This is a genomic window from Spirosoma endbachense (assembly GCF_010233585.1).
GTDB classification, from domain to species: domain Bacteria; phylum Bacteroidota; class Bacteroidia; order Cytophagales; family Spirosomataceae; genus Spirosoma; species Spirosoma endbachense.
Genome location: NZ_CP045997.1, coordinates 6,236,251 through 6,261,782 on the forward strand (window position 1 = coordinate 6,236,251; position 25,532 = coordinate 6,261,782).

Sequence of the window (25,532 nt, forward strand, 5' to 3'; positions counted from 1 at the left end):
GTTAATACCGACGCGGTCAGGAAAGAACCGCGCCGGGTAAAGCAGGATTATGATTAGTGCTTAAGTTCTGCGTAATTTTTATAGAAATACGGAATGGTTTCTATCCCCTTATAAAAATTGAATAAGCCGTAGCTTTCATTCGGGGAATGAAGTGCGTCGCTATCCAGGCCGAAACCCATCAGAATAGACTTAACGCCGAGTTCCTGTTCAAATAATGCAACAATGGGAATACTACCCCCACCCCGTGTTGGAATTGGTTTTTTACCCCACGCGTCTTCAAAAGCCTTGCTAGCCGCTTCAAATTCAACTGAATCGACGGGCGTTACATAAGGCAAACCACCGTGATGAGGAGTTACTTTGACCGATACGCTGGCTGGTGCAATCGCGGTGAAGTGCTTTGTGAATAGTTCCGTAATCTCATCGGGTGTTTGATTAGGTACCAGCCTCATACTGAGCTTCGCTGATGCTTTCGACGGCAATACCGTTTTAGCGCCTTCACCCGTATATCCTCCCCAAATTCCGTTCACATCGAGCGTAGGCCGAATCGACGTGCGTTCGTTGGTCGAATAGCCGGTCTCTCCTGCCACATCGTTTATGCCCAGATCCTGCTTATAATCGTCTAGATTAAAGGGAGCTTTCGCTAGTTCCGTGCGTTCGGTCTCACTTAGATCCACGACTTTATCATAAAAACCGGGAATTGTGATACGCCCGTTTTCGTCATGGAGCGACGCAATCATTTCACACAGAACATTTACTGGATTAGCCACACCACCACCATAAACACCCGAGTGCAAATCGCGATTGGGACCAGTCACTTCAACTTCTACGTAAGAAAGGCCACGAAGCCCCATTTCAAGCGAAGGTGTCTCATTTGAAATAATGCTGGTATCTGAAATCAGAATTACATCCGCTTTGAGCATATCACGATGCTCGGCAACAAACGTACCAAGGTGATCAGAACCAACTTCCTCTTCCCCTTCAATCATCACTTTTACATTGCATGGCAGTCCATCGGTAGCGATCATGGCTTCAATGGCTTTAATATGCATATAAAACTGCCCTTTATCATCGCAAGCACCCCGTGCATAAATCCGTTCGTTGCGAATGGTGGGCTCAAATGGTGGCGACAACCAAAGCTCATACGGGTCAGCGGGCTGAACATCGTAATGGCCATAGACCAGAACGGTCGGGCGGTCAGGATTGACAATCTTTTCGGCATAAACAACCGGATGTCCGGGTGTTTCGTATAAGCTGGCCTTGTCAAGCCCGGCTGCCGTTAATTTTTCTTTGACAAACTCGGCCGCTCGCCGAACATCTCCTTTGAAGTTCGAATCAGCCGAAACGGAGGGAATACGCAGCAGTTCCAGGAGTTCATCCAGAAACCGTTGTTTGTTAGCGTCAAGGTAAGTTGTCATAGCAGGCTATTGTCTGTATGATCGTGGGTGTATGGCTTTCTACTGAATACACATTAGATCATACGTAAAAAAGTTTGCCCCGAAGTTAAGCACATTTTGCGCAACCTCGGGGCCTTCTGTATAGTCAGTAAATAGGTTTCTTATTCTTCACGCTTTTTCCGCAAACGGATCAGCACAGTTCGGTTTTCCTGACCGCGCATTAATCGGCCAATATTTTTCTGATGCGTTAAAACAACCATCAGAAAGACAACAAAGCCAAAAACAATGAGTAGCGGGCTTTCTTTTTCACCAAAAACGCGCAACAGCAGCAGGACCGGAAAGGCAAGAGCCGCTAAAATAGACCCTAGTGAAACATATTGGGAGGCTATGACAACCAATAGAAAAATACCAATACAGACTAAAGCCATTTCGGGATGGATTGCCAGTACCATGCCCAGCAACGAGGCCACTCCTTTACCACCTTTAAAATCAGCGAAAACCGGGTAAAGATGGCCGATTACGGCAACCAGCCCAAACACAATTTCAAAGGTCATTATCTCATTGTGGGTAATCACATCGAAATGCCATAACAGATTAGCCATAATAGCTGCCGTATAGCCTTTCAACACATCAACCAGCATCACAATCGTGCCAGCCCGTTTACCAAGTACTCTAAATGTATTTGTTGCTCCAGCATTCCCGCTACCATGCTGCCGAATGTCAATACCAAAAAATCCTTGCCCATACCAAACAGCCGTTGGAATCGACCCGAGCAAATACGCTACTATTGTGGTAATACTAATTAATAAAACGTTCATTAACGCGAATTTAGTAAACGGTTGTTAGTAAAGCGGACAAGAGACGAGAAGTGCGCGGTGAGTTAAAGCAATGTGACCTCAAAATTAGGCGATTGTTATGGATTCAACAACTTTATGTTATTTTTAACAATTTAGTTACTAAATAAATTTCTAAATGGTCCTATTTTCCTCCGACCACAACTTCCCGTAAACTGCCTTCAGCCAGGTATTTGCTTGCTGTCGACATAATATCCTCCTGCGTTACTGACCGCAGCCGTTCGATGTAAGTCGTCAGAAAATCAGCGGGCATACCATCCAGCAAAATAACCTTAAATCGGTCGGCAATTTCGAAGGGCGTGTTAAGCGAACCCACAAATTCCCCCGCCATAAAATTCTTCACAGTCTCTAACTCTTCCTGCGGAACAGGCTCCGTCTGCAAAATCCGGATTTCTTTCTGGATTTCGTCCAGCGTCTGTTGTGTATTCTCCTTATTGACATCCGTCCCGATCAGGAAATAACCATCCCGCCGGAACGATGGCATGTTTGATGAAATACCATACGTAAAGCCTTTTTCTTCCCGAATGTTTTTCATAAGCCGGGAGCCAAAATAACCACCCAACAGCTCGTTTGTTACAAGCATCTTGAAAAAATCGGGATGAGATCGGGTAAAAAGCCTTCTGCCCAATCGAATCGATGACTGAACACTGTCTGCCTTTTCCGACAATACGGGCAGGCCATCGTCGGCAATAGCCTCTGCGCCAAACGCTGGCACAACTTCATTATAAATAGGTAACTGACCCAGTTCACGATTAATCAGAATAATCTCATTCTCGGATGCCTCGCCAGCCAACAGGAGCTTATAGGGACGATTACGTATCACCCGCTCGTAAAAATCGACGATGTTTTGCCGGGTGAGGTGTTCTATGGCATCAGGGCGCTGACTACGTCCATAAGGATGCTGTTGACCAAACAATTTCTCCCGAAAGAGTACGCCAGCCAGATAGGCATTCTTTTCGTAATTAACCCGAAGATTCTGAAGCGTGATATTACGGAGATCGTCTAATTCTTTCTGCGGAAATGTAGGCTCCGTCAGTAATTCGCGAAGGATTGGGAGAACATTGGGCAGAAACTTCGTCAGGCAATAAACGACTATACTTGCCCGATCAGGCCCGCTATTCAGTTCCAGAAAGGCTCCATAGCGGTCGAGATATTCGCTGATTTGAGCCGACGAACGACCAGGTGTTCCCTCAGCCAGCATCTTTAGTGCGAAAAATGACGTTCCTGGCACTTGCTCATACCACGTACCGGCTTCAATAATACACTCTATTCTCAACACAGGCTGGTGAGAAACGGAGATCAGGTGAAGCGGAATGCCATTGTCCAGTTTATGCGTCTGAACAGCCGGAAGCCGTACTTGCTGAATTACCTGAAAAGCTGGTGATTGTGTTCTATCGAGTACCATTTGATGTATAGCTATAAAGAAAATGGCATCTCAGCTCGAAATGCCATTTCTGATTGACGGTATTTAAATTGATTTACTAGTTTCCAATTAACTTATTTCAATAACCAGTACAGTTATCCAAAATTAATGGCCTCTAGTTATTTGAATCATTACTTAAAGGCTCATCGTCTTCGGAGCCTACTGCATTAGAGCCGTTGAAGTTAAAAAGAAGCGAAATACGGAATGTATTGGCCAACGGATTCCCCTGTTTAACAGGTAGGAGGTAAGAGAAATCGACACCGAATCGTTCCTGCAAACGCAGGCCAATACCTGTTGTAAAGTATTTTCGGCCACCCTTCGTATTCGATTCGCCAAAATAACCGGCCCGAACAGCAAACTGCTCATTATACCAATACTCGATACCTGTCGAAATGGTAAACTCTCTGAGTTCTTCACTGAAACCACCCGGTGCATCAGCAAATGAACCAAATACAGCACTGAAATAGTTACGATCAGGGTCCTGGCCTTTGGCAATCTGATATTTCGTGGGGCTGCTTCCAGCAATCGGGATCAGGTTTCCACTAGCATCCCGTGCGTATTCGGGTGGTGTTGGAACCATCAGCTTGTTCACATCGGCAACGATGTTAAACTTGTTATACTGATCGACATAATACGTTAGAGCCGTTCCCAAACGTAAATTTGTTGGAATGAAATAGCGCTCCTGACCTCCATAATTGATACGACCACCGAGATTGGAAATCATACCCCCAAAAGCCCAGCCGAGCCCTCTGCCAGTTGCATTATCACGCGCTTCATTCCGGTAAAAGGCGCTAATATCAGCAGCAGCCGTTCCACCTGGCTTTAAGCCCGGATTGGAAGAGCCAGAGGCAAGATTCGAGTTGAGGTACTTCAAATCGACGCCTAGTGAGAAATTCTGAGACAGGCGTTGCGAAAATGTTGCCGTAACTGCATATTCCCGAGAATTAAACGTACCGGCTGCAACACCGGTTGCGGTTGTGAAATTCACTGTTCCCAGATCGAAATACATAAGGGAACCACCAATAACCGAGTTTTTGCCAATTTTAGAATAACCGGATAAATAGGTGTAATACATATCACCTATTAATTCGCGGAGCCAGGGTGTATAGGAAATAGACGCCCCTTTCGACTGTTTGGCAAAAACTAATTTGGACGGATTCCAGAAAATAGCATTTGCATCAGGATCGCCCAAAGCCACTCCTGCTTCACCCAATGCGCCCGAGCGGGCATCTGGCGTAAAATTCAGAAAGGGGACTGCCGATGTAGGTATGCCTAGATTCTGTCCTGCTAGATTGGATTGTGAAAAAACGACGAAGGGAAAAAAACTGCAAACGCCGAGAAGAACACGGAAAAAGTTGCGCTTCATACAAAGTGTGTTGGTCAACAACAGCGACTGGTTATAGTGAATAGGGCAGTCCTGAGCGGTCAAAATTACACGATTCGTTGGATTAGAAAAAACGGGTTACCTTAACCCGGCAATCATTTTAGTAAAATTAATCGGCCACTCCCATCAACCACCGAGCCATCGGCCGCTGATTGCATGTGTATTCTGAAAATATATAGTCCATTCGGTGCTGCCTGACCGGCATCGGTCAATCCATACCATGTACCTATTTCGAGTTTAGACGGACAGTCGCTGCACTGGCCTTTCTGTTGACTAAACAATCGGCCATTCAGATCAAAAATTTGCAACATCCAGTCAAGTGGTTCACCGGGCCGATTATGTTCAACAGTTATCGTTGATTGTGTTGTTATCGGGTTTGGGCTGGCTTGTAGTACACCAATGCCCAATGCTGGTTTACCGGAAACTACTATGCTCAACGTCTCTTCTGTTGAATTATTGTTTATATCCCACGCTTTTGCCCGGACTACATAAGTTCCCGGAGTGACATCACGGAACGTATAAACGGCTTCTCCCTGTTTTCCATCATTACCAACAGCAACATAAACATCATTCAGAATTATTGGTGACTGATCATTGAGTTGAATAGTTAGCTCATGACCTAAACCAGCACGAGCTGTATTGATTCCCTGATTATCGCGTAAACCGACGTGCAGTGTTACATCTGGTCCTGCCACATGAATCTGTTCACCTTCGGCAATGCCACCATCAACGCTCAAATGCATAACAGGCGGCTGTGTATCAAGACTATCGACAATCAGGCTGCCACCTACTCGTAAGCTATCATAACTTCCGGAAGCATCAAACAAACTATCGTTCCGAACAGCATATGTGTATAATTTAGCCAGCCCAACGGTATAGTCAATGTCTTTAGGCATGACAAAGCGAACGGTAAACTGACCATTCTGCACAATTGCCTGACCAGCAAATAACGTGCTAGTATACGCCTTATAATTCATTTTAGCACTTTCTGTGCCAAGTGTTGTCTGAGTTGTTGATTTATCATAAAGTGTGAGTCGAAGCGTACCCGTAAAATCCGTCAGCCGCTGCCCATCCTGCTGAATTTCGCCTGATAATTCTACCGTTTCTAATGCATGCAATGTATCCGGTTTGCTCGAACTCACGGAATGACCATTAACTTTTGTTAGCATCACCTGGGCCGATGGATAAGCCAGACGCATGGATGGATCGCCCAATAGGGCAAAATTACGGTTTACGGGTCCCACCAGGCTTTCATTTTTTGTAAGCCTCATAACGTCGCCAAGTCGGGGCATTTGCCCATTGACCGGCGCAAAAACTGCATTGTAAAACGATTTATTCAGCACCAGGTTCGTATTGGCATATACCGGGCGAGTGGTAGTCAATAAAGCGATGGCTCCACCAAGCCGGCTCAGTAGTGCCAATTCAGCGCCTGAATTGCTACCAGGATCATCATATCGACCAAACTGGCAGGTAGCCGTTACAAATAAGGGAAGCCGACGATTTTTCCAGGATAAGATATCCTGAAGCGTAACAACCTGTTCATCAGCCAGCGTTTCGGCTCCCCCATGACCACTATAATTAATAATCAGCCTTCCGTCGGCAATACCCCGATTAATCAATTGATTGACAATAGGAGATTTCTGGCCGTTCGATGTAGATTCCTGTGGATACGCATCCAGGAAAATACGCTCGGGCCGATAGGAAGGATCTTTTGTTTCTACGGTTGTGGCCAAAGAGTTGGCGTCTTGCTGGTGGATGTTATAATCGCCATCATCAGCCACAAACATTACCCGTGTTTGCCAGTCACCGACGAGCGACGGATCGGCACTATAACGGATTAATTTATCGACAACCGTTTTCGCTTCGTCCGATGATTTTACAGGCAGGCGGCCCACGCCAATATCCATTTTATAATCGCCCTTGTCGGTTTCAGGCCATTCGCCTTCCGATATATCCATGAAACCGAAATAATCGTCTGACGAGTAACTCAGCACGGGATGCAACGACTCATAACTCTCATAAACGGGTATTGTATTCGCTAATTGAGCTGAGCTGAGTTGTTGATTAATGTTCCGGTAATCGAAGGTGGCATCACCGAACAATAGCAGGTAACGAAGCTGGTTAGGTTGCTTCTGATAAAAAAAACGGGCAGCATCCCGAATGGCCGTTGGATCGGCTTGTCCAGAGCCAAATTCATTGTAAATCTGCTGGATCGTGACAACCTCTACGGCTAACTGATCATGCTCCCGTCGGAACGTTGCCAGCCGCTCGGCTTCATCGCGCCAGGCTGCCGCTGTAATAATCAATAAATTAGGCGTTGATAAGCCTTTTACATTTTGATTCGCTACAACTGCAAGCGAAACGGGTGTTAGCAGTTGATTATCCGTGAACAAAAAATAATCTGCCCGATCTGTTGCAGCCCATCGGGCCTCTGCTGTAGTCGATACGGTGTAGGATTGCGTCTGGGGAATTAAAGGATTCTTTATATTCCAGATTCGCAACCCAGCCGTAGCTTGCCGAATAGCACATTGCCCCGGATCTAATCGACGTATCCAAATCGGCTTGTCATATTGCCGCAGCTCGCGTCGGGTCTGAACGCCTATGTAGTTCAGGTAACCTTGCGCGAACGACTGACCATTCTTCTGAAATGTAAGGGCAATTTGTACAGGACTGGCAACAGAAGTCGGTTTAACAAAAAAGGTATCAATACGAGTAATTCCCTGATAGTCATATTCATACCCCGATATACTTGATACAAACTGAGTGCCCACAGTTTGGCCGTTCAATTGTAATCGAAACTGCGTTGATGATAATGCTCCGGCAACTACAGACGATGTCAATCGAACAGGCGTTTGCGCAACAACACCCTGCATATCGAAGGAAATATTCTTTATTGTATCGTTGGTCATGTATTCTCCCAACCACTCGCGGCCCGAATGCACTGCGGGTACTTTCAATAAATCCTGCTCATGGAACTGGTAATCGTCAAAAACAGTGACCGAAGGTGTTGTCGTCAATGTTCCTGCCGGACGTTCTGCAATGCGTAGTCCTGGTGCATTACCAATGGTTAAAAAATAAAATGTTGTGTCAGAGTAGGGATTAATCTGATGACTGAACCGTCTGGCCAGTGAATCATAGCGAATAACATGGGGGCTTTGGCCAAAGAATAACAGCGCATCGCCCGAATCAAACTTGCCATCGGCTTCTCCGATTACCTGAATCGCATTTTCGGTCAGATCAGCCGCTCGGGAGGTGGCATTCGGTTGTGGCAATACCGCTCCACCATTCCCATAAAGCCTTAACTTACGTGGGTCGGCAGTGGCGAAAGCGGGATTAAAACGAGCCAATGTAGCCTGATCCAATCGATAAACGCCGGATTCTGTTACACCGATTTTTATCCATGTCCCTTCTTTAAGCACAGACTGCGCGCTGGAGTGAACAACAGCTAACGAACAATAAATTATGACGAGACCTATTGCCTTTATCCAGGGCAGATAAGTTGGCTTTACAGCGCATCCAATCATACATTTATCAGTATTCATTTTCCATTCGTTTCCACCCAGGCATGTGCTAAAATGGCGTATGATTTACCCGTCGACACCTCTTTACAAACGATACGAGTCCGGCGTAACGTACCCCGCACGAACGTCTTTTTATCAAATTGAAAGGCTTCACCTTCCGGCACATCGCGCAGAAGTATCCGGCCCGGATCAGCGGGGCTGCTGTATTTCGTATCTTCCCTTCGCAAAGCCAGCATCAAAGCGGGGTTTGCATAGGTTGTTGCAGCAGGCCTGGCCATGTATCGCTGAAGCGGAAGAAGAATGTCGGTTGGAAAAACGGCCTCAGTCATGAGCGGTTGCATGAGACGCTGAAAGGCTGTTTGCCAGGCTTTTCCGTGTGGTTGAACACGTCGTTTATAGGCACGATTCACATCGGCATGAGCAACTTCATGCACATATGTAATCAGAAAAGCATATGGATTCAGATTAGCATTAACGGTAATTTGAGTCTTACCATCCGGGAAAGCACGAAAATCGCCCAGACGTGTTCGCCGTGGCTTTACAACCCGAAAATGGAATCCATATTGCTGCCAAAGCTGTCGACAATAAATGTCGGTTCCCAGTGGGAAATAGGATGTGAATACGTCTGTCAAGATCTAAAACAAAAAAGCCTTATAAAAATAAGGCTTTTTTGTTTTCTGTTGGGAAGCAAACTGATTACTTCGCGCTGTCAGAAACCGCTGTAGCAGCAGAATCAACAACAGTCGCTGCCGAATCCGTAGCCATCGTAGTGGTGTCTGTAGATAAGGTAGCCGTTGAATCGGTCGTAGATTCTTCTGTTTTAGGTTTGCTCTGGCAAGCAGCGAAAGTCAGCATGCTGCCGACGAACAGTAAAGCGAATATTTTTTTCATTGCCCTTTGGTGGTATTTTAAGGTTTGCGGTGGCAAATATACCTTTTTTCTTAATAGTGCAAACGTTACCTTATTATTTTACAATAAAGAGCTTTGTGTCTAAGAAAAATCCAGTAACAAATAAAACGAATCGAAGATGCGATTGAAGAAGGCGAACCCAGTCGTTAAAACTGTTCTTCGTTTTCCCGAGGTGACCGTGAGCGCAGTTTATCATACATTCCTGTGCTGCGGAACGTAAGAAGTTTATGACCAAAATAATTAGCCATAAAACTCATGCCCATACCAACCACGTGTGAGCCTTTTTCACGCCAAAGCTTTGAGGCTGTAGGAAAGAGCGGATTAGCAACCCACTCCAGCGTGTATTTGGCAACATAGACCTGAACAATGAGTGCGACTAAGGCAATAACTAAGAATTTGACGGCTTCTCGGCCTGTGTTCCCCGTTTTCCCCGCCGAAAAAGCATAACGTTTGGTGGGAATAAAGGTTAGAACAGTAGCTGTTAGATACCCACAAAGTACACTGGTAGCGTAATCGAAATAGTTGCGATAAAAAATTTGACTGACGAAGTTGATGGACGCACCCAGCAAAGCCGTTAGAAAGAACGAAAAAATATCCTTAAATTCTTTAGGTTTTGGCTGGTTAATGCTGCTCACGTTCACGTTTTACCTGAGAAGAGACGCTCTATTTATCGATCAATTTATCACCCAATTCCTCAAAAGTACAATTTAGATGCCAAACGCCTATAAAATCCAGTCTTATTACTTAGGCTATGGCTGGAAATCTATTCTCACTAACTAAAAGAGACCTTGCAATAAACCAGGTGCAATTCCTAAACCGAGTGTCAGAATAGTAGCCGCCAACAGTACGTATCGGTAAAATGGGGCAACCCGAATTGGTTCAAGAGCGCCTTCCCGAAAGTACATGGCAATGATTACGCGGAAATAATAATAAATACCAACGGCTGACATCAGTACGGCAACGACCAATAACCAGATTTGCCCCCGTTCAACAGCCGTCGAAAACATGTAGAATTTCCCCCAGAAGCCAGCTGTCAGCGGAATTCCAGCCAGCGACAGCATTGAAACTGCCATGGCAAAGCCTAATAACGGATTCTTCCTGGCTAAGCCATTAAACGCATCAAAATTTTCGCTGGTGACACCGTCACTAGCGCCTTCACTGGAAAATGTTTGGGTGCTACGCTGCTGTGCAACTAACAGGAGAACGCCGAAAGCGGAAATAGTAGCCACCGAATACGCCAGCGAATAAAACACGATGGCTTGTTTAGTTTGTGCACCTAGTGCTGCCAGCCCGATCAGTAAGTAGCCCGCATGAGAGATACTGGAATAAGCCATCATTCGTTTGAAGCTATTCTGATAAGCTGCTGTGATATTACCAATGACGAGTGTTATTGCCGTGATAATGGCCAAAATAACCCACCAGAAACTATATACACCCTCAAATGAAACAGACAGTAACCGAAATAGGGCGGCAAAACCGGCTGTTTTAACAACCGTCGACATGTAGGCCGTGAAGATTGTGGGGGCGCCATCATATACGTCGGGGGTCCAGAAATGGAACGGTGCCGCCGAAACTTTAAACAGCAGGCCAATCAACAGCATGAGTAGGCCCACGTAAATGAGCAGCGATAGACCTGCCTGTGGATTAGCCGTATACGCATCGAGACCTGCTAGTGTAAATGACCCTGTAGCGCCATAAAGCAATGCCATTCCGAAAAGCATAATGCCCGTAGCGAAAGCCCCCATCAGGAAATATTTCAGCGCTGCCTCGTTCGATCGCAGATTTCGTTTGTCGCTTCCTGTCAGCACATACATAGCAACCGAGAGGATTTCGACACCAACAAACAGCATAATCAGGTTCTCGAAGCTGACCATCATGATCGCGCCAACCAGCGAGAATAGAATTAAAGCATAATACTCAGCGGGTTGCGCTGATTCATCTTCAATAAAACTACTCGACAAAGCCACCACCATAAACGCTGATCCCAGCACAATAGCCGTGAAGATCATTGACAGGTTATTGGTTCTCAACATATCGTTGAAGTACAAGTACGTCTTGTTCCAGTCGAGGAAATTAGCAGCTAGCGTAATCAGCAGAAAAAGTAATGCCGCTGGCAATAATACGGTCTTCGACTTCAGGAAGCCAAGGAACAACAGCACAATACCAAAAACCGATAACAGAACGATGGGAAGCATAATTTTTGAGTTTTCCGTTTTCCGCTAGTCGATCTTCAGTTGCTTCTGCTTGCTACCGTCAAACTGACCAAAGGGAAACTTTTTCAAACTTATTTCATTGATACCGCTGTGGTTCCGATGTATTTCATCAGGTTGGCAACGGCTGGTTCAGTAACTTTTAAAAATGTATGTGGGTAAATGCCAATCCAGAAGACCATGACAACGAGTGGGACAAATACCCAGCTTTCGGAAGTGGTCAGATCAGCGAAGGATTCGGTACGGGATGACGTGGGCCCAAACATGCTCTTCTGGAACATCCGAAGCATATAGACTGCCCCGAAAATGATCGTAAAGCCAGCTGCCAAACCCAGGTAGTGATTATAGGTGAAAACACCATGCAGCAACAGAAACTCACCAATGAATCCGTTTGTAAGCGGCAAGGCGACACTCCCCAACAGCATAATCATGAAATAAACCGTCAGTTTAGGGGTTGTTTGAGTAATACCTCCTAACTGGTCGAGTTGGCGGGTGTTGGTGCGCGAGAAAATAATGTCGGCAACAAAGAACATCCCGACCACATTGATACCATGTGCCAGCATTTGTACTAATGCCCCCTGCATACCTGTTTCGGTTTGTGAGAAGACACCCGCGGCCATCAAGCCAACGTGCGAGAACGACGAGTACGCAATCAGCCGCTTCATATCGCGCTGGCGGATGGCAATAATAGAGCCGTAAATAATGCCAATTACCGACAGAATAATTGCCGTTTTTCCCCACGTTTCAACACCAAGCGGCACGATAGGCAGAATGAATCGGATTAACCCATAAACCCCCATTTTCAGCATAATACCGGCAAGCAGCATGGTCGCTGGGGTCGGCGATTCAACGTATGTATCAGGTTGCCAGGTATGAAATGGGAATACAGGCATCTTAATCGCAAAGGCGATAAAAAACGCCCAGAATACCCAGTTCTGTGCTTCGGGAGTCAGCTTAAGTTTATAGAAATCAGCGATAGCCGCCGAATGCGGAATGAGGCCGGTAGCTGGTGTTTGGTAGTACAGATATACCAGCGCAACCAGCATGAACAAACTACCAAAAATGGTGTATACGAAGAATTTGAAGGTAACCGGAATCCGATTTTCTCCGCCCCACATAGCCGCCAGAAAGTAAATTGGAATCAGGGCTGCTTCGAAAAACAAGTAGAACAGAAAGCCATCGCGGGCGGTGAAAACACCCACCAGCGCAGCCTGCATGTAAAGCATCAACGCATAGAACGTACTGGGCCGTTCGTAACTGCGATTGAATGTAGATAGTATGATAAAGGGTACCAGTAGCCCTGTCAGCAACACCAGCAGAACACTGATGCCATCAATTCCAGCACTAAACCGAATGCCCAGCGTACCAAGCCAGGGATAATCGAAGCCAAACTGGGAGGTGGCATCGGGCTGAAAACTGAAAAAAGCAAAGCCAGCTAAAACTAATTCAACCAGCGCAGCCACCAAAGCCGCTTGTTTTACCCGTTCTCCCCGAAACAACAGAATCAATGTGGCCGCTAAGGCGGGGTAAAGGATTAAAAATAGTGTAAGCATTTTTTAAACAAGTTTTCAGTTTTCGGTTAAGCAGAAAAATTAAACACCGGAAGCTGGATACCGTATATCGTTCTAGAACCGAATAAAAAACCGTAGGGCAAAAATGACAGCAATGCTTAACACCATTGCAAACACATAGAAACTAATAGAGCCATTTTGCAGGAGTCGCAACTGAGCTGAACTTTGCCGTACGAGCCACGCTACACCATTGACAACTCCATCAATAATCCCTTCGCCAAAACTATATAAGGTATCGCCCAGGCCACGAATTGGCCGAATGATGATAGCCTCGTATAATTCGTCTACGTAATATTTGTTGTAAACAACCTGTGCTGGCAATGACCGGTCGGCGGTTTCAGGATCAGGAACCGCTCCACGGCTAATGTACATCACATAAGCGATGACCAGAGCCACTAGAGCCACACCCGCTGAAACAGCCATGAGAACGTATTCCGTTGTGTGTTCAATGGTCGATTCAGCAAACGCTTCAGGATTTACCTGACGCGATCCTTCAAACAAAGGAGCCATAAAATCGCCTAACCAGCCTGAACCCGGTAAATTTAAAACACCGCCTATTGCCGATAGAATCGCCAGTACAACCAGTGGCGCAGTCATCGTTGCGGGTGATTCATGAAGGTGATGTCGTTGTTCTTCCGTTCCCCGGAATTCGCCAAAGAAGGTCAGGAACAGCAACCGGAACATATAAAAAGAAGTCAGACCGGACCCAATTACACCCAGCACCCACAAAAGTTTGTTGTGTTCGAAAACATGCGCCAGAATTTCGTCTTTCGAGAAGAACCCGGCAAATGGCGGTAAACCCGAAATAGCAATCGTTCCGATTAAGAATGTAATAAATGTTATGGGCAATGATTTTCGCAAACCGCCCATTTTGCGAATGTCCTGCTCATCGGACATGGCATGGATAACACTACCAGCTCCGAGGAATAGCAAGGCTTTGAAGAACGCGTGCGTAATGACGTGAAACATGCCCGCGGTATAGGCAGTTGCGCTTAAACCAAGGAACATGTAGCCCAACTGCGAAACAGTCGAGTAAGCCAGTACCTTCTTGATGTCGTTTTGTAATAACCCGATAGAAGCCGCCAGTAATGCAGTGGCGATGGCGATGATGCCAACGATTTCGAGGGTTAGCGGTGCCAGCGTATAAAGTACGTTCGAGCGAACAACCATATAAATACCAGCTGTCACCATCGTGGCCGCGTGAATCAGTGCCGATACTGGCGTGGGGCCAGCCATAGCGTCGGGCAACCAGGTATAGAGCGGAATCTGGGCCGATTTACCCATTGCACCCACAAATAGGAGCATGGTAATCAGAAGAATCGTTTTGTCCCCGATCTCTAAGCTTGTAGCCTGCTTAAAAATGTCAAGATATTCAACCGTGCCGAACGTATTGATGAGCATGAATATACCCAGCAGAAAGCCCAGATCGCCAATACGGTTCATAACAAAGGCTTTCCTGGCCGCATTGTTATAGCTGGTGTTTTTGTTCCAGAAGCCAATGAGCAGGTACGAACACAGTCCAACTCCTTCCCAGCCAATAAACATGATGACGTAGTTGGAGCCCATTACCAGCAAGAGCATAAAGAATATAAACAGATTCAGGAAGGCCATGAATTTGCCAAATCCTTCATCGTGACTCATATAGCCAATACTGTATAGGTGAATAAGCGTTCCAACACCCGTTACGACCAGCAGCATCAATAAAGACAACTGATCGATCTGGAATGAGAAGTTGATATGCAGATCGCCAACGCTGATCCAATCGAAAAGCGTCGCAACGATGGTTTGGCTGTTACCCGATTGGAAGACCCCAAACAGGTAAATGGATGTCAGAAAAGAAGCTAATACGGTAACCGTAGCCAGGCCCCCGGCCAGGCCCTTAGGTACTCGACGAAAGCCAACGCCATTGATCAGAAAACCGATCAGCGGGAAAAGCGGAATTAACGCACAGAGTAATTCTATTTGCATGAAATTGTTTGACGTTTACGGTTTGCAATTACGGCCTACGGTCCTATTCAGCCCGCAAACCGTGAACTGAAAACTTATTTCACCATTTCAACTTATTAAGCAGCCCAACGTCGATCGATCGGGTATTGCGATAAATCATGACAATAATAGCCAGCCCGACCGATACTTCGGCGGCCGCCACAGCCATGATGAAAAAGACGAATACCTGCCCTGCAGAGTCGGAACGATAGGACGAAAATGCGATGAGCAATAAGTTGACGGCATTAAGCATCAACTCAATCGACATGAAGATGATGATGGCGTTGCGTCGGGTCAATACGCCGATGATGCCGATGACAAACAGCGCTGTGCTGAGAATCAGGTAATACGTGAGCGGTATCTGCTGAATGACTTCCGGAATGAGGACGTCCTGCGTGGGTTGCATGGCTTGCCGGTTAATAGAAAGTGCCGCAAATGTAAAGATTATTCGGGCTTGCTCAAATTTGGTTGATTAAGGTAGATAGGGAATTCGGGTAATTAATAAAGCTTTAACCTTAATCCGGGCATTTATTTTTCAGCACCGGGTTGCTCTACCTACCCAATTATCTATTTTCTTCCGTTACCATTACTAAACATCCGTAGTCGAATTTCGGTCAACCGACGTTTCGTATCGAGCGGAAACTCACCCTTTAACATCCAGTCATAAAACGAGGGCTCTTTCTTCAGCACGTCCAATACCGGAAACCCTTTATGTTTGCCAAAATTAAAAACTTCTTCGCCTTTTTCGTTGATAACGATCCGACCAGCCAGATCAACGTTTTTATTGGCAGTCAGGCTGTGAAGCATGTCAACATCGTTTTCAAAAACAACATCCTGACCACTATCGGTTTTGGCGACCATGCCAAGATAGCGTTGTACCTGTGCATTGAGGACCTCAAGTGATGCAATCGTATCTGCTTCAGCGCCGTGTGCGCCCACCAATTCTTTGTTGCAATAAAATCGATAGGCGGCCGAAAGATTACGTGGTTCCATCAAATGAAAAATACGCTGGGCATCGATCATCCGCCGGTTCTTCATATCAAAATCGACATTTGCCCGCAAAAACTCTTCGACCAGAAGGGGTACGTCAAATCGATTACTGTTGAAGCCTGCCAGATCGCAGCCATCCATAAACTGGGCAAGCGTACGGGCAACCGATTTAAATGGAGGAGCATCGATCACGTCATCATCATAGATACCATGAATCATGCTGGACTCCAATGGTATGGGCATACCTGGATTGACACGCTGATTTTTGCTGGAAACCTCACCATTGGGCAATGCTTTAATGATGCAAATGTCAATGATGCGGTCTTTAGCGACGTTTATGCCGGTTGTTTCGAGATCGAAAAAGGCCAGCGGCTTTTTGAGTACAAGTTGATGCGTCATAACCAAACCGGGTATTTAGCACGGTCAGGACACAAAGGTAAAACGTTTGGCGGACAAGTTATGCCACCCATATAGGTTAAAGCATGACTTGGCCTAAATTCGGTTTACGCTTTTTTCAGTTCGTCGACCCATTTTATGCCTTGCCGAACTTCCTCAACCGACGGCATACGCCCAGCATGCATCAACTCCCGAATAGCAATAATATCCTGATCACGCTTAAGTCCGGCAGCAGCTTTTATCTGATCATTCTGAACATACAATGCCAGAAACGCTTCGTCTGTTTCAGGATCTCCATCGTAGATAATAGCATCGAAATGATCCGCATGGCCAATGTAATTGATTCGTTTCCCCTGCTGATTTGTCCAGAAAAAAGGGATAGACGAATAAGGCTCTTCTTTCCCTGCCATATTCATTCCAGCAATATATCCCTGAAAACCAGCAACTTTCCAGTGCTCAATCCGCTGCGTACCATCTGCGACTGGGTAATGGGCGATGTCGCCAGCCGCATAGAGTCCATCAGCCAGTTTTAGATAATTATCTGTTTTGACCCCTCCGTCTTTTTCGCGTGGAATAGCCTTCAAAAAGTCCGTATTCGGCTTTACTCCCAATCCCAGTAATACAAAGTCAGCCGGAAGGCGTTGGCCATTATCAAGCAAAACCGCATTAACCGCACCACTACCCTCCAGACGATCTATTTTGCGTCCTAAATGAAATCGGATACCTTCTTTTTCGTGCCAGCCCTGTATAAGACGGCCAATCTTTTCTCCCATTATTTTTGCAAATGGCACGCTTTCCACCCCAACGATATCTACTTCACTACCAAGTTTTCGTAAACTCATCGCTCCTTCTAATCCGATAAAGGAGCTTCCTACAATAACGACCCGCTTTCCCTGCTGACCCATTTCACGCAGTTTTTGGCTATCGTGCAGGCTACGCAATGTATAAACCCCTTTCAACTCAGGGTCTAATCCCGGCAATGGATTGGGCTTACCGCCCGAGCAAACCAACGCCTTATCATACGTAAGGGACTCACCTGTGTTTAGCTCAATTTGCCGGGTAGCAGGATCAAGTGATATTACGTGTTGATTGGTACGAATGTCAATGCCATAATCCTTATAGAACTCATCCGAACGGAGTGGCATCCATTCATCGGGGGCCTTTCCCTGCAAGTAATCTTTTGAACAATTAGGCCGGTCATAAGGCGCTTCCTGGCTGGCAGTAAGCATCACGATTTTACCGGTAAAGCCGCCTTCACGCAGGCCCTCGGCCGCAAAAGCACCGGCTCCTCCCCCACCAACGATGACATAGGTTTCTTCAGTAGCCGAATCAGGCGCAACCATCGGATTTTCAAGGCTTTCTATATTGGTCGTTAGCCGCACGAACACCTGGCCGCCCTCAATGCGTACTTCATGCGTAGATAGTCCATTCAGAGCTGGCGCTTCGAGTCGGTGTCCATTTCTAACATCATAGCAGGCATTATGCCAGGGACAAATGAGCCGGTGGCCATTGAGCAGGCCTTTCACCAAAGGTGCCTGATAATGAGCGCATTTAGGATGAAGTGCGTAGAACTGCCCATCGGCACGAGCTAATAAGACGTCGGTATCACCAACGCGAACTTCTTTTAGTTGACCATCGACAAGATCATCAACACGGCAAACGGCGGCTTCGGTGTAGTCAGCGATCATAATCAGCAAGGATGAATGAGTTTGTGCTATAAACTACAAATCAGGATAGATTGATTGATGACACTGGCCTAATTTACAAACCAGGCTACCGGTTGCATCGTAAAAGCGCTTAACTAGAGATGGATCTGACTGGTTTGGTAGTGAAACTTACGGCGTTAAGGAATTAGTACTTGACGATCAACTAAAAAGCCGATGTAATTGCTACATCGGCTTTTTGATATGGGCAATCCTTATCTATCGTTTCAGACTACTTCGAGGTAGCCATTACCATCTTAATATTCAGTTTCGCACCCGTCTGGAGCACATCGACCAAATCCTGAACCGTCAATGTTTTATCAAAACGCACAACAACGGTCGGTTCGGCAATACCGGCCATGATGGTTTTCAGTTCTGTTTCCAGATTGGCCGGATCGACCGGTTTTTTATCGATGTAATATTGCTTTTTCTCATCTACCGACAGCGTTACCTGCTTCTTGCTCAACTGCTGTGTCGAAGCAGCCTTGGGCAACAGGAGTTTTATAACGTTCGGATTTGCTACCGTCGAAATGATCAGGAAGAACAACAACAGGAAAAACATGATGTCGTTCAGCGAAGACGTCGCAACTTCGGCCGCAAACTTAGTTTTTCTTCTGATTTTCATAGAAAGAACTGGCTATTAGACAGTAGATACGCTAGCAACTGGCCGGTGACCAATTCGCTAACATCCAGAGTCCGGATCAGTATACTACCGCATCCGGGCGGGCTCGGCAGTTGGTTTCTGAAGCACTTCAATAAACTCAAAGGCGTTTATTTCGAGCGCAAGCGTAAACCGTTCAATCATCATATTCAGCAGGTGGTAGCCGGTGTAGGCAATAACGCCGACAATCAGACCCGCGCCAGATGTGATCATTTTTTCGTAAAGACCACCGGCAATAATCCCGACACTGATATTGTCGGAAAGAGAAATGTCATAGAAAATACGAATGATCCCGGAGATAGTCCCGATAAAGCCCATCATTGGCGCAATACCGGCAATGATTCCCAGATAACCCATATTCCGCTCCAATCGGGACAATTCGATTTGCCCAACGGTTTCGACCGTACTTTCAATTTCCCTAATCGGCGAACCAATCCGACCGATGGCTTTTTCAAAAACACGTCCCATTGCCGTACGCTGATTCTTGGCAAAGGACTCTGCCGATTTGATATTTCCCTGCGCCACCATATCCCGAATATTATCGATAAAGTTCGGATCTGATTTCGTTTGGGAACGGATCACGAAATAGCGCTCGAAAATCAGGTAAAGAGCGGAGAAGAACAAAAACGCAATGGGTATCATGACCCAACCGCCTTTGGCTACCAGATCAAACAATTGTAAACTTTGGGGTTGAGCAGCCGCTGTGGCCGACAGCGATGCGGCCGTGGTGTCAACGGCCGGAACCTGAAGCAAGAGCATACGAACGAGTCGGGTAAGTGGATGAGTTTGACCAGTAGTTGTTTTGGAACAAACGAGCCGGTTTCCTCGGATATTGTTCCAAAGATAATGAAGCCTGCATTATGAGAAAGAGAAAGTTAGTGAATAGAAGCGCAACCTCGTTCATGATCATTGCCAAATTGATTACGACTACCGATTGGCTCATCACTATAAGCCTACACCTAACCCTAAAATTTCATTCAGGTTTTACCAGAATCTTTCCCCATCGCCCGTGCCGCTCCGAATGCTCAACGGCCTCCGTAATCTGGTCAAGCGCATAAGAAGCTTCGACAGGTAGCTGAATTTTGCCCGATGCCAGCAGACTAATCACATTCTGAGCAACATCCTGCCGGGTCTGGCTATCTACCCTGCGCATCCAGTCGGTTAGCCAGAAACCTTTCAGGGTCAATTCCCGAAAAATAAGCAGTCCTGCATTAATAGCTGGGTCCTGTAAACTCAATACGCCATAAATAATCATGGTTCCACCCTTTGCGAGACATTTGAGGGCTTCAGTGGCCGTATGTCCACCAACGGCATCGAGTACGCACGAAACGCCAGCGCCATCCGTAATCTGCTTCACGCGAGTGGTTAAACTTTCGGTCTCGATATTTATGACTTCAGTCAGACCTAATGCTTTGAGGTCATGGTTGAGGTCATCACGCCGAACCGTACCAATGATTTTGATTCCGCGCATTTTGCACAATTGAATCACCATTTTTCCGAATGCCGATCCGGCAGCTGTCAGCATCAGCCACCCGCCCTCCGGCACACCCGAATCCTGAACCATTGCATATGCGGTAAACGGGTTGACAAACAACTGAGCGGCAACGTCATCGGAGATGGCATCAGGCACAGGAATCAGGCTCCGCTGGTGTGCAATGGCATATTCTGACCAGGTACCAATGCTTGTGAAGCTTACCCGCATTCCTGTCCGCATCTGTACACCTTCGCCCAGGGCATCGACAATACCAACTCCCTCGAAACCCGCCCCCGACGGCAAATGGGGCCTGATGCCGTAAAGATTCTGTACAAATGTAATATCCGACGGATTAATGGGTGACGCAATGACTTTTATCCGGACTTCATTCGGCCCTGGTTCAGGCATTGGTATTTCTGTAGCTTTAAGAATATCAGCAGGTTTGCCGGTTTGTTCAAAAATGATGCTTTTCATAAGCGATGAAGCCTTCTGTTGTGTATGTGCCAAAAATATGACTTAATTCGCACAAACTATTCCTAAACCCTGATTACAACGGCTTGTGGCAGTTCCTTCTGTCCACTTGTCGTTAGCCATTAATCCCTTTTTATGCAGACCTCTCCCTTTCTTGGCGAATTAATTGGTACGGCTGTACTACTCCTATTGGGCAACGGTGTGGTGGCCAATGTCGTTCTAAAACAAACCAAAGGCGAATCGGCCGGATGGATCGTAATTACGGCAGGTTGGGCATTTGCCGTCACGATGGGCGTTTTCGTAGCCAAAGCTTTCGGCAGTATAGACGCTCATTTGAATCCGGCGGTTACGGTTGCTTTTGCGGTTGCTACCAATGATTACACAAACGTTGTTCCGTATATCCTTGCCCAACTGATTGGTGGCTTTTTGGGCGCAACACTAGTGTGGTTACAATATTATCCACACTGGGCTGCTACACCCGACTCGGCCTCTAAACTCGCCTGCTTCGCTACTGGCCCCGCTATCCGCAATCTGGGTGCCAATTTTCTGAGCGAAACGCTGGCTACGATTGTCCTTATTATTGGACTAGCGGGTATCTCTTCGAAAAATTTAGGTGAATTAGCCATTGGTGTTGGCCCCTACCTGGTCGGCATACTGGTCTGGAGCATTGGCCTTTCGCTGGGTGGCACAACCGGTTATGCGATTAATCCCGCCCGCGATCTAAGTCCGCGACTGGCCTACACAATACTACCTATCCCACAAAAAGGAGGTTCTGACTGGGGCTATGCCTGGATACCTGTGCTTGGGCCACTCGCTGGAGCCGTAATTGGTGGATTATTGATTCGTTTTTTCACATTGTAGGACAATCGGAGAAGTAAACTATTTTTGTGCGCTCCGTATCTTTGTCTTATTATGACCACCAAACCGTTTATCGTCGGCATTACCGGCGGCAGTGCATCAGGCAAAACATCCTTTCTGAAAGATGTGATAAGTGCATTCCCAGAAGACGAGATTTGCCTGATTTCGCAGGATAATTACTACCGCAGCCGCGATGTCATTCCGGTAGACGATCAGGGTATTCATAATTTTGATCTACCCGAAACCATCGACCATCATCTCTACGCACAGCATATTGGTCAGTTGCATAATGGCGAGATCGTTACGCAATTAGAGTATACGTTCAATAATCCGACTATTGTCCCGAAACTATTGACGTTCAAACCTGCACCGATCATTATCGTTGAAGGAATCTTTGTTTTTCATTTTCGAGAGCTGGCTGATCAGATGGATTTGAAAATCTTTATCGATGCCAAAAACAGCATCAAACTCGAACGACGTGTCAGACGTGATGCTGAAGAACGTGGCTATGACCTCGATGATGTGATGTATCGCTGGAAATACCACGTTAAGCCAACGTACCGGCAATTTATTAAGCCTTACCGCGCCGAAGCCGACATCGTTATTCCCAATAATGTTCACTACAGGAAAGGCCTTGAAGTTGTCATTGCATTTTTGAAGACGAAGGTACGTTAACGGATGGGCCGGTTCTGACTGGCTGGCTTAGACCACTAACGAGAACAGTAGCAATTAGTAACACGACAACGATACCCAGGGCTAATCGTAAGCCCTGCCAGTCGGCCAGAAAGCCAATGAAAGGCGGGCCAACCAGAAAGCCAAAGTAGCCCACTGTTGTTACCATAGCCAGGCTTACTCCTGGGGCATAATCCGTACGGTGACCAGCCATGCTGTACACAATAGGTACAAGTGTTGATAAGCCAATGCCCACAACCGCCAGTCCAGCCAGCGAAACAGGATATAGTGGGATCAGCAGAACTAAAGCCAAGCCGATTGCGCCCAGCGCGGCCCCATAACGTAGCAGAAAACGATCACCCAACCGTTGTCGCGCCCAGTCGCCCAGGAGCCGGCCCGTCATCATTGCTCCCGAAAAGACCGTTAAACCCAAAGGAGCCGCAGCTTCGCTGGCACCAACCACATTTTTGAAGTAATTCGTACTCCAGTCGGCCATTGCCCCTTCACTCAGCATGGCGCTGAACGCAATCAGGCCAAGACCCAATAAGGCTGGGCTGGGTAATTGAAAACTGCTTGTAGCCTGATCATCTACAGGTGTTGGCGCATCTGTAATAAGCTGTTGAACAGCCCAAAAGGATAAGATCGCACAGAAAAGGCTGGCAGCACCAAAATGCACGAATAACGAAGGCGATAACTCGATAAACAATGATCCAGCCAAAGCCCCAACCATCATGCCGACACTAAACGTAGCATGAAAAGTAGACATCAATGGGCGGCCTTGCTGTTTCTCTACCAGAACTGCCTGTGCATTCATCGAGACATCGAGTGCACCAGTGCAAACCCCTACTACCCAAAAGGCCGCGAATAACTCCCAGGTCGTCGTCGCTAACGATAGCAGCAGCAGTGATCCGCAAAACAACCCAACAGACAATGTAGTGGCAAAGCGGCTTCCCTGGCGAACAGTGAGCCAGCCTGTGAGCGGCATTGAACACAATGAGCCAATGGCCGAAGCAAGCAGCATCAGGCCAAGGGTTTTGTTGTCCATATCCAGCAAGTCCTGTAAACGAGGTAATCGAGAACTCCAACTGGTGTAAATGAAGCCGCATACGAAAAAAATAAGGCTGACGGCCAAACGGGGTCTATTCATGATTAAGTAATGGCTTTATGTAAAAGTCAGTAAAAAGTACCTCGAACCCGGCTCCATCGGGACTGGCGCACATGGGCCCTATTTGAAGCGGTATATCTGGAGGAAAATAGGCCAGCCGTAGCAAGTCGAATGTTTGTCCGTCTGTCGAGATCAATATCTCGACAAAATCACGTTGCCGGGTCAGTTTTAACCAGATTCGTTCAGGCGCCAGCTGGTAAGGCCTGACCGACCAGTCGGAAAACGTCCGGGTCACAACGGCACTGGCTTGCTGAATTCCGTCGACATACTCAATGCCCGTTTTAATCCAGTGTTGAGCATCGACCCGAACCATTAGTCCGGCCTGATCGTATCGATCCCGGTACTGTCCGATTATGCAGACACCTGCTTCAAAATCGCCGGGCTGAACCCGATAAAAAAAATGACCATTATCTCGGGCAAATCCGTAGTGCGTTATCTGCCAGAAGTCGGTGCTGGCATCCGTCGAAACATGAAGTGAACCATCGTTAAACGACCAATAGGTGGGTTCGTTTAGCCAATTCATGGCACTCAGATCAGTCGGCATAGACGGAAGCAATAAATGATCGTCAATCTATTCACAAAGTAGAGCATAACAAAATCCCCCGAAAGTTCATACGTCTAAAACGACATCATCACTTTCGGGATAGCCCGTACAGGTAAGGACCCAGCCTTGGCGAAGGTCACGCTCGGTCAGTACGTCATTAATAGTCATGTGTACGCTTCCCGATAAACACCGGGCAACACAGGTTGAACAACGTCCACCCCGACAACTATAAGGCAGTGCAATACCGTCATCCAAAGCAGCCTGTAGAATAGATTTGTAGGCAGGAACCTGGATCTCCACTTGTTGTCCTCGGTATTGGATCATCACCGTTCGATCCTGTGCTAGTAGAGGAGGTGGCGACAAGACGACCGGCTCGACCACAAAATTTTCCCGCCGAATCTGATCGGGCCGGAAGCCACTGAACACGAGCGTAAACTGCACCATACGCATGTAATCGCCAGGGCCGCATACATAAAAATGAAGGGTCTGTGGATCAGATCCTCCAACTAAATCGGGAATCAACCGTTCAAGCATGACATTGTTCAGCCGCCCCCGAAGGCCGGACCAATCTTCGGATGGATTACTCAACAAGTACAGCAATCGAAAACGGTCAGGGAACTGCCGTTGTAAGTCATTCAGCTCCTCCCGAAAAATAATTGTTCGTTCACTGGAATTACTGTAAAGCAACGTTACCCGTCGCTCTGGTTCTGTTCGTAACACCTGCTTCGTAATCGCCAATAGCGGTGTGATGCCGCTGCCAGCTCCTAAAAGCACCAGGTCACCGGGTAAGTTTTCGTCAACGGTAAAGCGACCGGCAGGCGGTAAACTTGTCAATACATCACCAACCATTAATGTATCGTGCAGATAACGAGAGATCTCGCCATTCTGAATGCGCTTGATCGTTAAGCGTAACGGCTCATCCGTTGCCGAACTGAGTGAATAGGATCGGCGTACTTCGTGGACGTTCGATCCGCCGGTATGGTGTTGCAAAATAAGCGTCAGAAATTGTCCGGCACGATGTTGAACCTGTCGTCCGTCCAGGGATTCCAGATAGTAACTTCTGGTATCTGACGTTTCGGAATGAATACGAACAATACGAAGTTTAAGAAAATCGTCGGTCATGAAGCGGTTGACTTTATGCCAAAACTAACCAAATACGGGCCGTTGTTTGAAAGCCCAAACGATTTACTGAAATTCGCCCCGCCGGTTCGCTTTTGTGGAGGATTATCTACCGCTGATCTGATGCCTTCCATCGTGCCGGTATACCCGATTGGCACAAGCTTACCGACGGATGCAGTGACATTTTGCTGTTATTCGTTGTTTACTAAAAAACCACCTGTCATATC

At 46.8% G+C, this 25,532-nt stretch carries 22 protein-coding genes; 3 read left to right on the top strand and 19 right to left on the bottom strand.

All coding sequences use genetic code 11. The features are described from left to right. Positions 1–53 precede the first annotated feature (53 nt). The 6 genes from GJR95_RS25380 to GJR95_RS25405 form a co-directional block, all read right to left on the bottom strand. Positions 54–1,415, bottom strand: a complete 1,362-nt coding sequence (locus tag GJR95_RS25380; protein WP_162388528.1) for a dipeptidase — start codon at positions 1,413–1,415, stop codon at positions 54–56. A 140-nt stretch (positions 1,416–1,555) separates the two neighbouring features. Further along, entirely contained in the window at positions 1,556–2,212 is a 657-nt protein-coding gene (gene plsY / locus GJR95_RS25385) for a glycerol-3-phosphate 1-O-acyltransferase PlsY (RefSeq protein ID WP_162388529.1), read from the bottom strand. Positions 2,213–2,372: 160 nt separating this feature from the next. After that, positions 2,373–3,653 carry a M16 family metallopeptidase gene (locus GJR95_RS25390; RefSeq protein ID WP_162388530.1) on the bottom strand — a complete coding sequence of 427 codons (1,281 nt, stop codon included), beginning with the start codon at positions 3,651–3,653 and terminating at the stop codon, positions 2,373–2,375. Between the two features lie 133 nt (positions 3,654–3,786). Beyond that, complete coding sequence (gene porV / locus GJR95_RS25395; protein ID WP_162388531.1) at positions 3,787–5,037, bottom strand: type IX secretion system outer membrane channel protein PorV; 1,251 nt, start codon at positions 5,035–5,037, stop codon at positions 3,787–3,789. A 113-nt stretch (positions 5,038–5,150) separates the two neighbouring features. Then, entirely contained in the window at positions 5,151–8,597 is a 3,447-nt protein-coding gene (gene porU, locus GJR95_RS25400) for a type IX secretion system sortase PorU (RefSeq protein ID WP_162388532.1), read from the bottom strand. After that, positions 8,594–9,208 carry a SprT family zinc-dependent metalloprotease gene (locus GJR95_RS25405; RefSeq protein ID WP_162388533.1) on the bottom strand — a complete coding sequence of 205 codons (615 nt, stop codon included), beginning with the start codon at positions 9,206–9,208 and terminating at the stop codon, positions 8,594–8,596. Before GJR95_RS25405 ends, porU begins: the two co-directional genes overlap by 4 nt. Positions 9,209–9,246: 38 nt before the next feature. On the opposite strand from GJR95_RS25405, the gene GJR95_RS25410 reads away from it, so the two are divergent. Beyond that, entirely contained in the window at positions 9,247–9,570 is a 324-nt protein-coding gene (locus tag GJR95_RS25410; RefSeq protein WP_162388534.1) for a hypothetical protein, read from the top strand. Positions 9,571–9,631: 61 nt separating this feature from the next. Here GJR95_RS25410 and GJR95_RS25415 read toward each other — a convergent pair whose 3' ends face one another. The 10 genes from GJR95_RS25415 to GJR95_RS25460 all read right to left on the bottom strand — a co-directional run bounded on the left by GJR95_RS25415 (position 9,632) and on the right by GJR95_RS25460 (position 20,950). Then, complete coding sequence (locus tag GJR95_RS25415; RefSeq protein ID WP_162388535.1) at positions 9,632–10,126, bottom strand: GtrA family protein; 495 nt, start codon at positions 10,124–10,126, stop codon at positions 9,632–9,634. Between the two features lie 135 nt (positions 10,127–10,261). Continuing rightward, entirely contained in the window at positions 10,262–11,680 is a 1,419-nt protein-coding gene (locus tag GJR95_RS25420) for an NADH-quinone oxidoreductase subunit N (protein ID WP_162388536.1), read from the bottom strand. Between the two features lie 89 nt (positions 11,681–11,769). After that, positions 11,770–13,248 (bottom strand): complex I subunit 4 family protein, encoded by a 1,479-nt coding sequence (locus tag GJR95_RS25425; RefSeq protein WP_162388537.1) that lies wholly within the window; start codon positions 13,246–13,248, stop codon positions 11,770–11,772. 72 nt (positions 13,249–13,320) lie between these two features. Continuing rightward, entirely contained in the window at positions 13,321–15,234 is a 1,914-nt protein-coding gene (gene nuoL / locus GJR95_RS25430) for an NADH-quinone oxidoreductase subunit L (protein ID WP_162388538.1), read from the bottom strand. A gap of 79 nt (positions 15,235–15,313) precedes the next feature. Continuing rightward, on the bottom strand, positions 15,314–15,658 hold the full coding sequence (gene nuoK / locus GJR95_RS25435; protein ID WP_020597411.1) for an NADH-quinone oxidoreductase subunit NuoK: 345 nt from the start codon (positions 15,656–15,658) through the stop codon (positions 15,314–15,316). A 161-nt stretch (positions 15,659–15,819) separates the two neighbouring features. Continuing rightward, complete coding sequence (locus GJR95_RS25440; RefSeq protein ID WP_162388539.1) at positions 15,820–16,641, bottom strand: 3'-5' exonuclease; 822 nt, start codon at positions 16,639–16,641, stop codon at positions 15,820–15,822. Between the two features lie 104 nt (positions 16,642–16,745). Beyond that, entirely contained in the window at positions 16,746–18,326 is a 1,581-nt protein-coding gene (locus tag GJR95_RS25445; RefSeq protein WP_162388540.1) for an FAD-dependent oxidoreductase, read from the bottom strand. A 247-nt stretch (positions 18,327–18,573) separates the two neighbouring features. Then, on the bottom strand, positions 18,574–18,966 hold the full coding sequence (locus tag GJR95_RS25450) for an ExbD/TolR family protein (protein WP_162388541.1): 393 nt from the start codon (positions 18,964–18,966) through the stop codon (positions 18,574–18,576). 84 nt (positions 18,967–19,050) lie between these two features. After that, entirely contained in the window at positions 19,051–19,761 is a 711-nt protein-coding gene (locus tag GJR95_RS25455; protein WP_162388542.1) for a MotA/TolQ/ExbB proton channel family protein, read from the bottom strand. A gap of 214 nt (positions 19,762–19,975) precedes the next feature. Then, positions 19,976–20,950 carry a zinc-dependent alcohol dehydrogenase family protein gene (locus tag GJR95_RS25460; RefSeq protein WP_162388543.1) on the bottom strand — a complete coding sequence of 325 codons (975 nt, stop codon included), beginning with the start codon at positions 20,948–20,950 and terminating at the stop codon, positions 19,976–19,978. Positions 20,951–21,082: 132 nt separating this feature from the next. Here GJR95_RS25460 and GJR95_RS25465 point away from each other — a divergent pair, with 132 nt between their 5' ends. Next, positions 21,083–21,808, top strand: a complete 726-nt coding sequence (locus GJR95_RS25465) for an MIP/aquaporin family protein (RefSeq protein ID WP_162388544.1) — start codon at positions 21,083–21,085, stop codon at positions 21,806–21,808. Positions 21,809–21,859: 51 nt separating this feature from the next. Continuing rightward, a complete protein-coding gene (gene udk / locus GJR95_RS25470; RefSeq protein WP_162388545.1) occupies positions 21,860–22,480 on the top strand; it encodes a uridine kinase in 621 nt (206 codons plus the stop codon). On the opposite strand, the gene GJR95_RS25475 is transcribed toward udk, so the two are convergent. The 3 genes from GJR95_RS25475 to GJR95_RS25485 form a co-directional block, all read right to left on the bottom strand. Further along, complete coding sequence (locus GJR95_RS25475; protein ID WP_162388546.1) at positions 22,449–23,624, bottom strand: MFS transporter; 1,176 nt, start codon at positions 23,622–23,624, stop codon at positions 22,449–22,451. The genes udk and GJR95_RS25475 overlap by 32 nt on opposite strands. Beyond that, on the bottom strand, positions 23,617–24,186 hold the full coding sequence (locus GJR95_RS25480) for a DUF1349 domain-containing protein (RefSeq protein ID WP_232540860.1): 570 nt from the start codon (positions 24,184–24,186) through the stop codon (positions 23,617–23,619). Before GJR95_RS25480 ends, GJR95_RS25475 begins: the two co-directional genes overlap by 8 nt. Before the next feature lie 66 nt (positions 24,187–24,252). Next, positions 24,253–25,308: a ferredoxin--NADP reductase gene (locus GJR95_RS25485; RefSeq protein ID WP_162388547.1), complete on the bottom strand. Its 1,056-nt coding sequence runs from the start codon at positions 25,306–25,308 to the stop codon at positions 24,253–24,255. Positions 25,309–25,532: the final 224 nt, after the last annotated feature.